Source organism: Bacillus sp. ISO11, from assembly GCF_003458115.1.
Lineage (GTDB): Bacteria > Bacillota > Bacilli > Bacillales > Bacillaceae_G > Bacillus_A > Bacillus_A cereus.
In genome coordinates, this window is record NZ_QXCO01000066.1 from 1 (window position 1) to 12,984 (window position 12,984).

Here is a 12,984-nt window from a genome sequence, read left to right on the forward strand (position 1 = left end):
AAGAAGACGAAGAAGACGAAGAAGACGAAGAAGACGAAGAAGACGAAGAAGACGAAGAAGACGAAGAAGACGAGGAAGACGAAGAAGACGAAGAAGACGAAGAAGACGAAGAAGACGAGGAAGACGAGGAAGACGAAGAAGACGAAGAAGACGAAGAAGACGAAGAAGACGAAGAAGACGAAGAAGACGAAGAAGACGAAGAAGACGAAGAAGACGAAGAAGACGAAGAAGACGAAGAAGACGAGGAAGACGAAGAAGACGAAGAAGACGAGGAAGACGAGGAAGACGAAGAAGACGAAGAAGACGAAGAAGACGAGGAAGACGAGGAAGACGAGGAGGGCGAAGAAGAAGACGCATAAAATAATTGATACTTAAAAACGCTTGGTTTCCCCAAGCGTTTTTTGCTCTCTACATATATAATAGGTGAAAATGTGAACCTTTAAATATAGGAATGGATTGACCCTAGGTAGGCATTAGCCTATATTTTTATTTTATAGTAGAGAAATTTCACAAGGAAATGAGAGGCAATCCATATCAATCGATAAGGTATACAAATTTGCATTTGGCCGAATCAAGGATAAAAAATCTTAATTGCGAGAACAATTATTTTTAGTCATTTTGTATTTAATTGTTTCCTTGTTATATTAAATCATCTGGTTAAAGAAATGGGGAAAAGATTAGCGTAGCATTTTTACTCCATCGAGTTTATCCTATAAAAAATTTTGTACGGAAAGAAAATTGTATTTGTATCAAAAATATTTAATTCTATTTAGCTCTATGTTTAAATTTTGTGGACCTAAACAAAGTGGATAATAATGGTATTTTAAATGATTTGAATTTTGAGAGGGCGTAATAAGTTTTTAGAAGGTTGATTTGTAGATTCAGCGACTTGTTTATATACCTGATCAAGTTTTGTGGCTGTATGTTTAAATGTAAAGTTTTCTTCTACAACCTTTCTTCCGTTTTCAGCAATCCATTGTGCAAATTCTCGTTGGGATAGCAAAGCGTGGACAAGTCTGGCAAACTCCATTGGATTATTATACTGTTCTATTAGGCAGCCGTTATATTCATCTGTTATAACTTCAGCATTTCCCCCACGGTTTGTTGTAATAATTGGGATTCCAGCAGCCATTGCTTCATAATGAACACGTGCCAATGGTTCGTTCCATTGTGAGCTACATATAAATATATCCCCCATTAGAAAAATATTATGAATTTGATCTGCAGGAATAAATTTGGTGAAAATTACGTGTTCTTTAATTGGCCTAGCCATTTTATATAGTCTTTTAACATATTTATTTACTCGGTTATCACTAAACCATTTACCACCAACAATTACAAGTACCGTATCCTTATGTGTTTGAATAATTTTCTTCATAGCATGAATGAGTAAGTCAGGTCCTTTATTTTTGCATAATCGACCAACAAATAAAATCACCTTTTTATCTTGGATACCGTATTTTGTACGATATGCATTTCTTATCTTTTGTCCTGTTGGTGTCCAGATGGAGGGGGATTGTTTTAAATTTACACCAGAGTAAACAATAGAAATCTTTTCTTCAGCTTGTGGAAATCTTTCAATCACAGTTTGTTTAATATAGTTGCTAACGGTCACAATGGCGGTAACCATTTCAAGAATAAGATTGCCTTCATAAATGGATAGTTTATGCTCAGCAAACATATCGTTATGAAGACCTAATACAAATTTACTGTGTGGGGAAGCTTGTTTATATAGAGGTATATTTTTAGGGCGATTAAAGACATGTATAATATCAAAGGCATTGGTTTGGAGTGTTCTTATAACATGCTGTTCATATTCTTTTTGAGGTAAATACACGTAATTGACATTATCTTGTGTTTTTTGATTTGGAAGACTTGGATCTGAAATAGAGAAAATAGTAAGTTCATAATCTTGACTTATATAGGGGGACACCCCATCAATCATCATTTGAATTGCTCCACCTTTAATTGCTGGAGATGGTAATTTTTCTGTACAAATATATGCAATTTTCATAAACTAATCTCCTTTGTATAGTTGTTTTATATAATGAAATTCTGCTTCCAACCCATCGGATAGAGAAACTGTTGGAGAATATTGCAGTAATGTATTGGCCTTAGATATATCTGCCCATGTTTGCTTCGGTTCCCCAGGAACTGATTTTAGAAATTTTTTGGTTGCTGATTTCCCTGATATTTTTTCTAAAATAGAAATGATGTCTAAAATGGAAGCCTGTTCCTTTCCACCGATATTGATAACTTCACCTATTATACTTTTTTTGGTCTCTAAAGCTGCCACCGTTCCTCGTATACAGTCATCAATATAGGTGAAATCGCGTGTTTGTGTTCCATCACCAAATATTGTGAGAGGTTTATCTTCTAAAAGTTGTTTAATTAATCTATGAAATGCCATATCAGGACGTTGTCTTGGCCCATAAACTGTGAAATATCTTAAAATAACAATTGGTATATGAAAATTTTTGTGATAAACATGACATAAGTGTTCACCACTTAATTTGGTAACACCGTATGGAGATAGGGGGGTAGGTAATAAATCTTCAGAAACTGCGCCAGATTTTTCACCGTAAACAGAAGATGTTGATATATGAATAAATTTATCTAATTTTATGTGTTTACAGGATTCAAGCAACTGCTGTGTAACTATTATATTATTTGAAACATAAGACTGAAAATCTTTTCCCCAACTTGTTCTCACACCAGGAATAGCAGCTAGATGATAAACAACATCTATATCTTGTAATAGTTTTGATAAATCTATATTTAAAATATCTTCTTGTATGAATTGAAAACGTGAATTCAATTCGAGAGATTGTATATTATCTGTCTTTAAAGTGGCTGGAGTAGGACCGATGAAATGATCAATTCCAACTACATGATATGCACTATTTTTAAGTAACGCTTGACACAAATGTGAGCCAATGAAACCAGCGGCTCCTGTTACAAGTATTTTCATGACCGACCCACTCCAATATATTGTAATCCGTATTTTTCTATTTCATCTTTTTCAATGCAATTGCGTCCATCTACGATTGTGCGTCCCTTCATAACTTGTTTGACTTGTTTCCAATTAAGTGTTTTAAATTCATCCCATTCCGTTGCGATAATAATGCAATCGGAATTTGTGATTGAAGTTTCTAGGTTATCATGCTGTGTAACTTGTCTTTTTAAATGTGGAGGAAGAAGAGCTTTGGGGTCATAAGCATGTAGATCATAGCCATGAGGAATTAATTTTTCAAGAAGTATTACGGCAAGGGAGCTACGAATATCATCCGTATTTGGCTTAAATGCAATTCCTAACACCGTTATTTTTTTTGAAAAGGGATTTTTTATAGCTTTTTGAATCTTTTCAACATAGAGATCTATTTGTGTGGAGTTAATGGATTGTACAGCTTGTAAAATAGGAACCGCTACGTGTTTATCACTTGCTGTATAGATGAGTGAATGTAAATCTTTTGGGAAGCATGATCCTCCATATCCCAGTCCCGCCTGAAGAAAATGAGGGTTAATTCGAAAGTCATGGCCAATTCCTTTTGCCACCTCAACAATGTCAATGTTATATGCATCACAAATCCGAGCGATTTCATTTATAAATGATATTTTTGTAGCTAAAAATGCATTGGATGTATATTTAATCATCTCTGCTTCATTTAGACCAGTACAAACAAAAGGAGCACTAATTCCTTTATATATATTCTGCATAATTTTTAACGACTTTTTGTCACCTTTTTGGGTTCCTATAATAGTTCTATCTGGGTGGAGCATATCACGAACAGCAGAACCTTCACGAAGAAATTCAGGATTAGAAACAATATTGAATAGGGATGATGAAACACCAGATTTAATAAGCTTTTCACATATTTGCTGATTTGTACCCGGTGGAACTGTACTTTTGGTAATAATAGTTTTATATGATGTTATAGCTGGAACTAGTAGATCGATAACAGAATAGATATATTTTAAATCCGTCTTTCCACTTGATGTAGAAGGAGTCCCTACAGCAATAAAAATAATGGGCGATTGTCGAATAGTGCTATCAATATCACAACTAAATTGTAATCGTTTTCGATTTTTATGAATAAGTTCTTTTAAATTTGGTTCATAAATGGGGCATTCTCCCTTTTGGAGAGAGTAAATTTTATCTTGATCTTTATCTACGCATATCACATCATGACCTAAGTCTGCTAATACTGCTGCTGATGTAATACCAACATAACCAGAGCCTATAATACATATCTTCATATGCTAATCACCTTTCTAAACTTAGTACTAGTTGTAACAGTATATTGATGGACAAGTTAAATTGGTGACAAGTAAAAGGGCCTATTCATATAAGCAATGAAAGTAGGCAGAAGGTAAAGGCCTCTTTTAATTTCATTATGCGCAGGTACAGAGGGTGCTGAATACATTGTTATAAACAATTGAAGGAGAGAAGATTAGTGATTAAAAAAGCAATTATTCCAGCAGCTGGTTATGGCACTAGGAGCCTTCCAATTACAAAGGTAATTCCAAAAGAAATGTTTCCTATAGGTAATAAACCGGCAATTCATTATATTGTAGAAGAGGCTGTGAAGTCGGGTGTTGAGCAAATATTAATTGTACTTTCTAGCAGAAAGGATTTAATAGTTGATTACTTTGATCAATCATTAGAATTGGAAGCTTTTTTGGAAAAAGAGAAAAAATCGCATCTGTTAAAAGAGCTTACTGTCCCTAAGATTCAAATTCATTATATAAGACAGCCATATGCGAAAGGGCTTGGTGAAGCGATAAAATTAGGTGAAACATTTATTGGTAATGAACCTTTTGCTGTACTTTTACCAGATGATATTGTAGTTTCTGATAAAGAAACCGCTTTAAGCCAGTTAATTAAAATTTATAAAGAGAAGAAAAATAGTGTAATAGGCATTCATAGGGTACCAAATGAATATGTAGAAAAGTATGGTATTATTGCAGGGAATATTGTAAAAGGGGATTGTATAGATGTTACAAATATTGTTGAAAAACCAAAAGTAAATCCTCCATCTAATCTTGCAGTAATAGGTAGATATGTTTTCACACCGGATATCTTTCCATTATTAAAAAATCTTCAACCTGGTGTTGGGGGGGAATATCAATTAACAGATGCGATACATTCTTTAATTATGACTAAAAAAGTATATGGAAAAATGATTAAAGGGAAACGATTTGATATTGGACAAGAAGATGAATATATGCAACTCCTTAACCTTTTATATGCAAAAAATAAAGTAAGCAAATATTGATTTATCATTTTAGCCAAGAAGACTCCTTCCTCAAGGAACGCGAAGTGAGTAGGTGGGAGTTGAATTGGCTTCGAACAAGGGATGGTAAGGAGCCATCTTTATTGTTCGTCATACATAAAGTGTTACTTCACTATCCGTCGAATATATGTTCGATGTGTAATGGTCATACAACGAAATGGAGGTGAATCAAATGATAATGAATAAAGCCTATAAGTTTCGTATCTATCCAAATCAAGCACAAGCAATTCCTGAAGATTTGATGAAACATATGTAAAAGTTAAGGGGAATGAGGAATATTTATGTCTTACCTCTGAGTCGATAGGGAGTGGGGGTACAACCGACTTTTACTAATAAAAAAGAAAAAATCATATGACTTCAGAGCGTTTTTTCAAAAAGTCTTGAGGCCTTTTCGGATTTCTTAGCTTTATGCAATTACAATAGGACAGAATGCATATTAACTGATTATAATTGAAGTGCGAAAAAGAGAAAAGAAAACAGACGGTATCTCAATCAGCTAAACAAAATATCTAAATTACATTACGTGTTTCATAAGACTCTTTTTAGGTTTTGTATGTCTAAAGAGTTGTGCGGGTATAGATAAGGAAAGTATTCATAATGGATGCTTTTTTCTTTGTTATATAAAAACTACAGATTAAACGCTTTCAATGGATATATTAGTTATAGTTGGGGAGAATCATCATATAATGATACTGAACGGTTTCCAACATGTTCCCCTATATTTTTTCAAGAGAGAGCACTTATTGGAAGAGTGTGCTCTTTTGTTTTCACTTTTTGGTAAGGACAAGCATATATTGAAACGAAGTACAGGTTTGTAACTTATTTTATTTCAATGCTTATTGAAAACTACTTATCACATTAAGAGAGTCTACTGGCGCAGGTGCTTTCTTTTTGTTGAATAAAATGGACATTTGAGTAGATAATGCTTCCGTGAACTACCCGCCACTTAATGTCCTAGCGGACTGTTTGAAGTGGGGACTTCTTCGTTAATCATTACTTTTGATTAGCTAACGAATTTGTCTTAAGACAGCTGAGCTAACTTGTTTTGTCTTCTAAGTCAATACTAAACCGCTTCAATATGTTCTAGTAAAACAAACGGAAATTCTTCTATTGTATAGTCACGCATTAGAATGTGGCTTTTTTGATTGAAGTGATAAAAGGAATAGACTTTTCTGAAATACGGCTGAAGTCAATGCCGTTGCTATGGGAGTGCAATTCCTACCTAAAATAAAATGACGTTTGTTCTTACTTTATATAAACTTGTGCTCTTTTATAAAGTTTTTTTGCTTACTTCTGCATAAAGAAAAGATAATATACATTGCTTTTTTATATTGATATAACTCTAAAGAAAATGATTAAAGGATGTATTTATGTCTATAAATTTTAATTATAAAATATAAAGTGTTCATTTTAACAAAGTAGTTATTTAGTAAGCATAAAAATAGGAGTGCCTAAAGAGCACTCCATGATGCCAATAACAACACTATAAAAGTATATGAGTGGTTTAACTAAATATGTTTTTATTTTTATACTTTAAACAAAATCTTTTTAAAAATGAAAGAGCACCCTGGAGAGTGTTCTTTCATCTAAACATGCATTGAAAAAGAATACACGACATTGTATGTTTATTTCTTTCAATTTTGTGTAGCTTTTAAATAAAACAAGCGTTTTCAAAGTAGTCTATGATCAAGATTTATATAAAAAAGTTGCACAAGATATTGTATATATGTTTTTAATGGTGGTGCAATTTTGAAACAAAATCATTATCATAAATTGAAGCAACTCCAATATGCGTTCCAAGGTATTAAAAAGCGAGAAGTATTACTATGTTAGAAGTAAAGTTATTGCAATTGTGGATTCCATAATAATAACTGTTAGGAATTTTAATAGTGCAATTGAATTTAATTATTATTATATATAAAATTAAATAAATTAAACAAGACCGTCACTTTGTACGTCAAGGTGGTCAGTGGAATTAACTAATGGCTTGATGAAAAAAGAAGCCCTGAATGAAATGTTACAGTGCTTTACTGGGAGGGGAGTTATGTCGTACTCAAAAGGGATTTTAACATGGATTTAGGGGTAAATAAATTGGGGAATGTGTCCAATTGTTCTGTAGTCATTATTTTTAAAAAAACACTATTTGGTAAGTAATTAGAAGAGCACTTAGAAAAGTGCCCTTTTGTAACGACTATACAATCTAAAAAGAGAGGATACAATATATCATATGTAGTTATGTTTATTTAATTGTGTGTCCTTTATATAAAAAATTTATTTTGTCATAAATAAAAAGGTGATTCTTTTTACACACACTTTCAGTAAAGCAGAGCACTTCTTTCAGAAATGGAATATGCAATAGTCTGAAAAAAATTATAGGATGTAATCTCATCTTTATAATTCAAGTGACGAGCTTAATTTATAAGATAGGAATTTCTGCATTATAAGAATCTTAATTATAACTAGATTCTTATAAAAGGGCAGCTAGCAAATACTAACTGCTTATTCTAAAGATGACAATCTGGATGTATAAATATAACATGACCAAGAAACGGGAGAACTATTTAAGTAAGGATATCGAATGGAGAAGAACCGTATCATATGGATCAGTTGTCATTTTTGAGAATATCGATGAAAAAAAGATGCGTAGACTTGTTGTGAAGGAGCTGAAAAACTATAAAGTATTGTGCGTTCGGATGAAAAATCAAGAAGAACAGGCTTAAGTTGGGGGCATTGTTCTTTTTCTTAAAATGTGGGGGGACAATAAAAATCATAAGATACATTCTAAACAAATGGAACGGACATGAAGATCAGCTGAAAATTATTGAGATGAAGCATCGAGAGAATGATACGGTAAAAGATTCATTTGTATACAACAGCTAATGATGAAACGTGATCCATTTTATCAGAGGAAAAAGTGAAATTGAGCTGATAACTATGGATTTGGGTATAACATGAGCTTGGTTTTAAAGTAACAGAAATGGAATTCTAGCATTTTGTAGTGTTGATATAGATAGGTTCAAATGAAGTTTTTCTGCTTTACATGTTATATTGTTTCACTGACCTATTTTTTGATAGGCCTAATTTTAATTCTATTAAAATTAGTAACAGATTGTCCAAACTTTACTAATCTATCTTACATAGCATGTAGTAATAAATTAAAAGGAGGAATTTAGTATGTCTTATTACTACTGTAATCATTGTAAGGATTACAAAAAGAAATATCACGATTGTCATAGAAGCAGTAAGGGTTATGAAAAATGTGATAAAAAGCATGAGGAGAAACCTTGGGTTAATGTAAAAGTAAATTGTTGTTCTGATGATAACCAATATAATCTTGTAAGAGCATCTGCTTTTAGAGCTGTGAGCACAGTTAATCAAAATTTACCAGCAAATACATTTGTTAAGGTCTTATTTCAAAATGAACAATTTGATTTAGCGAATGAGTATAATCCAGCTACATCAATTTTTATTCCAAAGACAAGAGGTGTTTATTCTGTTATTGGGACTATTGCTTTCATTCCCAATAATCTAAACACAAATTATAGAGCGCGGGTAGAAATTCGAGTTAATGGAAATCCGGCAATTGCAATAGATAATGATTTTTTTGGTCCAATAAACTTTGCTAATGTTGTTGCTGTTTCATCAATCATTCAGTTAAATGCAGGGGATATAGTTGAGATTTTTGCACAAAGTAGTGTAGCTGGAGTTATTTCTAATGTAGAAAATAGTACGCATTTTGAAGCTGCAAGATTTCCATCACCAGACGCATAATTGATATGAAAATTTTTCTGTGACTTTATATAGAGAAAGTCCATAATTTATATTTGACTTGCATTTATGCAGGTCTTTTTTTGATGAAAAATGTTTATTGTAACACAAGTTGGTTACATTATTTGGGAAATCTAAATTATTTATATAAATTTTGCATGATGTGTACTTAGAAATAATATGTCTATAAACGAAGGGGTATCATCCAATATATGTTTTGGTTGATACTTTTTTGTTTTATGAACAAAAAGGCTATTAAAAAAAGGGTGATAAAAATATCAAATCCTTTTCACTATGTACATTTATTTCACTGTCTCATTTAATTCTATTCCAGATTCAAATGTAGGTTCTTTTGAAGCAGCGATTTGCATTTCTTCACCTGTTTATGGGTTACGTCCTGCACGTGCAGATCTTTCACACACTTCAAATGTACCGAATCCTAGTATCTGTACTTTTTCTTTATTAGCTAACGCATTTATTATCGTATCTAATACAGCCTGTGTTACTGCAACTACCTCTTTTGGTGTAAGTTCTATTTTTTCCGCTACTACTTTTGTTAATTCTGTCTAATTCATTTTTAGCACATCTTCATATGTAATTAGGTAACTATTACAACGTGTGTATTTTTATGATGTAATTAATAATATACATAGAAAAATCCCTAGCAAGAGCTAAGGGGACAATTTCTGTATGGTAGTAAGAAAGAAAAATGTGTACATCACACAATTTATATTTTTACATTTTGATTTTATACAACAAAAATTACCTAATCTAGATAATCTACTTATTTCTACATAAAGGCTACTTTCAATACAATCAGTCAAATTACTACTAGTAAACCCTTTTTAGATATATAATTGTACTATTAAATGCAGATGATACCAAGCAAACATAATTTAATCTGCTTGTTCATAGGAGATTAATAGCTAGAAATATGAAAATTTATAAAAAATAAAAAGGGTGGATAAGATGAAAGCAACAGGTGTTACACGAAGAGTAGATGAATTAGGACGAATTGTTCTTCCGAAAGAGTTAAGAAGAACATTAGGAATTGTAGAAAAAGATCCTATGGAAATATTTGTAGAAGATGAAAAAATCATTTTACAAAAATACAAATCTTATGATGCTTGTGCAATAACTGGTGATATTTCAGAAAAAAATATATCATTAGCAAATGCTCAAATCGTTCTTAGTCCTGAAGGTGCTAAACTGTTAATTAAGGAAATCCAACAGCAATTAGTTAAGTAGATTCATTATTCTTAGTAAATTACATTAAAGCAAAAGACACCTTAATAGATGTCTTTTGCTTTAACTTGAACCAACATAATTCCATCAATACTACTTTTACAATAGCAAATATATCAGCAATCTTTCATATCATATTCATTTTAGCATAGATCAGACTGTTTTTAAATCATTCAAATATTTAAAAATATAAATTTAAAATTCCTACCTTAAAAGGGGTCCCCACATCGCTATCAAGCTAAGGTTTTGAAGTACCCCCTAAACGAAAATTTCTTTTCTCTACAGGCAGTTACTTTGAGAAGTTAGCTCATTTTTTTCGTTTTAGGGCGTTTATTTTTCTTAAGCTGATGGGCATGTATGGTGACCCACATAATACAAATAGAAATTAAGAAAATGCCAAAAAAGTTGGCATTTTCTTGATTTCTATTTATCTTTTCACAAAACATTTACCATATTCAACAAAATCACAATCTACATAAAAATAATTATTTCCAGACCAAATTTGAACTCGTTGCTTTGCGCTATCAAAAACATAATTATCATATCCTGGATATGCATCTCTAACCCATACATATTCAGTAGCTGCGCTGACAGGTAATGCGGATGTAACTAAAGCAGTTGCTAAAGCAATCCCTCCTATAGCTTTCTTGATTTTAGATTTCATCATAATTTATATCCCCCTTTATTTTTTGCTATTAAACTTTTAATGTTTAATAGATTACTATCAATATAACACTCTTCTGATAATTGTAAATATTTAGGTAGTTTATAAAAAATATGCAGAATATTACAAATATATATATAATTACCATAAGGTAGTGCCCCTTAATATATAGAGGAGGGCGTTTATGAAATCTACGGGAGCCTATCTACATTAGGAAACTACTATTGATTAAAGGAACAAAGCATATAAAAAGACACTGTATAGTGTCTTTTTATATGTGGATATAGCTCTAAAGAAAATGTAGTGATTAATCAAAGAAACTTGGATGCTTATTAGTTAAACTTAGTATAATTTTAATATACATAAATTTTATTTTCCATTCGTTTCACCTGCATATCAAACTGAATTAAAACAATTTAATCATAATAACATGAAGTGTTCATATAATGGATGTTTTTTATTTTACAAAGAGAACCTGCAAACCTGCAGATTCTCCTGATAATGATTTATGGAGCAAGACCCGAAAATATAATACAATAATTCGAAAATGAGTTCAAGTAAATAAAAAGAACCCGCTGGAGTTCGGGTCCTTTCAGAAGTGATGATGTATTCTCGGCTTGGGAACTGAGAAAAACACAAAAATATAATACATCGAGTTTTAGAGAATTTCAATACTAAATTAGAGTAATTTCGGAGGAGGCTGAAGAATGGAGAATCAATGTGCGGTATTAGTGTAAAGAATTGATGAGCTAATTAAAACAGTTGCGGAACAACAAGAGCAGATCAATAATTTATCGCGTGAAGTAGGAAATTTAAAGACTCATGTGAATTTTCTAGAAGTGCAGGTGAAATAAAGATGAAACTAAATAAACAAGAACAAACAGTTGTTGTCGGTCATTTAATCAACAAAGTTATTGGGGGTGGAATTAGTTAAACAACACATTGAGCCACAGAAATTAGAGAAGGCTATAGTTTTACATACAATGCTGTAACACATGGTTTCTTCCATAAATATTTTCCAGAAGATGTAGCTGATTTAGCTGCTGAGATCATAGATAAGAATCCGATTGATATATTATGGGAAAACATAACGATTCAATATACGGCTATTATCAGGCACAGCAATTAATGTTCGTTAAATATCAAGAAGATACGACGAAAGAACTACGTAAGAATAAAGTTACTGAGAGTGGATTCGAAGAAGAATGGAAAATTCAATTCGGTTGGGACAAACATGCTACTTTTTTAAAGCCCAATCAAGGGCGATGAGCACATTATCTTCTCTTATTAGGGGTACCACCCCATCGCTATCAAGCTAAGAAAATACAACTACCCCCAGAACAAGATTTTGTGCTAATTTGTAATAAAAAAGCTCATTTTTTTGTTTTGGGGATACCTTAAAATTTTAAGTTGATGGGCATGGGATCCCGCCCACATTTTAACGAAAATATACGCTAAGCAAATTCCAACATAAAGCGAGCCGAATTTTCTACTCTTAAGAAAAATTTCGGTTCGTTTTATCATTTTAGCCAAGAAGACTCCTTCCTCAAGGAGCGTGAAGGGCCACAGCCCAGTGAGTAGGTGGGAGATGAATTGGCTTTGAACAAGGGATGGATGGAAGCCATCTTAATTGTTCAACATACAGAAAGTGTTACTCCATTATCTATCGAATGTACGTTTGGTGTATAATAGTCATATACCAAAATGGAGGTGAATTAAATAATGATTAATAAAGCTTATAAGTTTCGTATCTATCCAAATCAAGCACAAGCAATTCTAATCAACAAAACGATTGGGTGTTCTCGCTTTGTATTCAATCATTTCCTATCCTTATGGGATCACGCATACAAAGAGACAGGAAAAGGAAAAGGCTTGACCTATAGTACATGCTCTGCCAAACTACCTGCCATGAAGAAAGAGCTTGTTTGGCTAAAAGAAGTGGATAGTATTGCGATTCAGTCGTCTGTTCGCAACCTTGCGGATGCTTATACGCGCTTTTTCAAAAAACAAAAC

11 protein-coding genes and 3 pseudogenes are annotated in these 12,984 nt (G+C 32.4%); 8 read left to right on the forward strand and 6 right to left on the reverse strand.

Annotated features, from left to right (window positions below; translation table 11 throughout):
- The coding region (locus D1166_RS31585) for a hypothetical protein (protein WP_179951335.1) at positions 1–359 on the forward strand (359 nt) is incomplete at its 5' end.
- Positions 360–823: 464 nt separating this feature from the next.
- Here D1166_RS31585 and D1166_RS30390 read toward each other — a convergent pair.
- Genes D1166_RS30390 through D1166_RS30400 form a run of 3 tightly spaced genes read right to left on the reverse strand, consistent with a single transcriptional unit; the run spans position 824 to position 4,257 of the window.
- The gene (locus D1166_RS30390; RefSeq protein ID WP_000686383.1) at positions 824–2,014 is read right to left on the reverse strand and encodes a glycosyltransferase family 4 protein; all 1,191 of its coding nucleotides are present in this window, start codon (positions 2,012–2,014) and stop codon (positions 824–826) included.
- Positions 2,015–2,017: 3 nt separating this feature from the next.
- Positions 2,018–2,971 (reverse strand): NAD-dependent epimerase/dehydratase family protein, encoded by a 954-nt coding sequence (locus tag D1166_RS30395; protein WP_087965556.1) that lies wholly within the window; start codon positions 2,969–2,971, stop codon positions 2,018–2,020.
- Entirely contained in the window at positions 2,968–4,257 is a 1,290-nt protein-coding gene (locus tag D1166_RS30400; RefSeq protein ID WP_044585218.1) for a UDP-glucose dehydrogenase family protein, read from the reverse strand. Before D1166_RS30400 ends, D1166_RS30395 begins: the two co-directional genes overlap by 4 nt.
- Positions 4,258–4,454: 197 nt before the next feature.
- Here D1166_RS30400 and D1166_RS30405 point away from each other — a divergent pair, with 197 nt between their 5' ends.
- Both D1166_RS30405 and D1166_RS30415 read left to right on the forward strand, forming a co-directional pair.
- Positions 4,455–5,276, forward strand: a complete 822-nt coding sequence (locus D1166_RS30405; RefSeq protein ID WP_000591181.1) for a UTP--glucose-1-phosphate uridylyltransferase — start codon at positions 4,455–4,457, stop codon at positions 5,274–5,276.
- Positions 5,277–5,466: 190 nt separating this feature from the next.
- Positions 5,467–5,550: a helix-turn-helix domain-containing protein gene (locus D1166_RS30415; protein WP_323755007.1), complete on the forward strand. Its 84-nt coding sequence runs from the start codon at positions 5,467–5,469 to the stop codon at positions 5,548–5,550.
- A gap of 810 nt (positions 5,551–6,360) precedes the next feature.
- Here the strand turns inward: D1166_RS30415 and D1166_RS30420 are convergent.
- Positions 6,361–6,512, reverse strand: a pseudogene (locus D1166_RS30420) (Y-family DNA polymerase); the annotation flags it as partial.
- A gap of 1,319 nt (positions 6,513–7,831) precedes the next feature.
- Between D1166_RS30420 and D1166_RS30425 the strand changes: the two are divergent.
- Both D1166_RS30425 and D1166_RS30430 read left to right on the forward strand, forming a co-directional pair.
- Positions 7,832–8,014 (forward strand): hypothetical protein, encoded by a 183-nt coding sequence (locus tag D1166_RS30425; RefSeq protein WP_133300474.1) that lies wholly within the window; start codon positions 7,832–7,834, stop codon positions 8,012–8,014.
- A 454-nt stretch (positions 8,015–8,468) separates the two neighbouring features.
- Positions 8,469–9,065: an ABC transporter permease gene (locus D1166_RS30430; RefSeq protein ID WP_044585220.1), complete on the forward strand. Its 597-nt coding sequence runs from the start codon at positions 8,469–8,471 to the stop codon at positions 9,063–9,065.
- Between the two features lie 299 nt (positions 9,066–9,364).
- Here D1166_RS30430 and D1166_RS32095 read toward each other — a convergent pair.
- Positions 9,365–9,598 (reverse strand): annotated as a pseudogene (locus tag D1166_RS32095) (HU family DNA-binding protein).
- Between the two features lie 433 nt (positions 9,599–10,031).
- Between D1166_RS32095 and D1166_RS30440 the strand changes: the two are divergent.
- On the forward strand, positions 10,032–10,310 hold the full coding sequence (locus tag D1166_RS30440; RefSeq protein ID WP_000648354.1) for an AbrB/MazE/SpoVT family DNA-binding domain-containing protein: 279 nt from the start codon (positions 10,032–10,034) through the stop codon (positions 10,308–10,310).
- 424 nt (positions 10,311–10,734) lie between these two features.
- On the opposite strand, the gene D1166_RS30445 is transcribed toward D1166_RS30440, so the two are convergent.
- Positions 10,735–10,974 carry a hypothetical protein gene (locus D1166_RS30445; RefSeq protein WP_000978065.1) on the reverse strand — a complete coding sequence of 80 codons (240 nt, stop codon included), beginning with the start codon at positions 10,972–10,974 and terminating at the stop codon, positions 10,735–10,737.
- A gap of 979 nt (positions 10,975–11,953) precedes the next feature.
- On the opposite strand from D1166_RS30445, the pseudogene D1166_RS30450 reads away from it, so the two are divergent.
- Positions 11,954–12,263 (forward strand): annotated as a pseudogene (locus tag D1166_RS30450) (phage terminase small subunit); the annotation flags it as partial.
- A gap of 430 nt (positions 12,264–12,693) precedes the next feature.
- Positions 12,694–12,984: helix-turn-helix domain-containing protein (locus D1166_RS30460; RefSeq protein ID WP_218940421.1), on the forward strand; the 291-nt coding region annotated here is incomplete at its 3' end.

Bases quoted from the DNA above. Each gene is read 5' to 3' on its own strand.
- D1166_RS30390 (WP_000686383.1), bottom strand. From the start codon at position 2,014: ATGAAAATTGCATATATTTGTACAGAAAAATTACCATCTCCAGCAATT.
- D1166_RS30395 (WP_087965556.1), bottom strand. From the start codon at position 2,971: ATGAAAATACTTGTAACAGGAGCCGCTGGTTTCATTGGCTCACATTTG.
- D1166_RS30400 (WP_044585218.1), bottom strand. From the start codon at position 4,257: ATGAAGATATGTATTATAGGCTCTGGTTATGTTGGTATTACATCAGCA.
- D1166_RS30415 (WP_323755007.1), top strand. From the start codon at position 5,467: ATGATAATGAATAAAGCCTATAAGTTTCGTATCTATCCAAATCAAGCA.
- D1166_RS30425 (WP_133300474.1), top strand. From the start codon at position 7,832: ATGACCAAGAAACGGGAGAACTATTTAAGTAAGGATATCGAATGGAGA.
- D1166_RS30430 (WP_044585220.1), top strand. From the start codon at position 8,469: ATGTCTTATTACTACTGTAATCATTGTAAGGATTACAAAAAGAAATAT.
- D1166_RS30440 (WP_000648354.1), top strand. From the start codon at position 10,032: ATGAAAGCAACAGGTGTTACACGAAGAGTAGATGAATTAGGACGAATT.
- D1166_RS30445 (WP_000978065.1), bottom strand. From the start codon at position 10,974: ATGATGAAATCTAAAATCAAGAAAGCTATAGGAGGGATTGCTTTAGCA.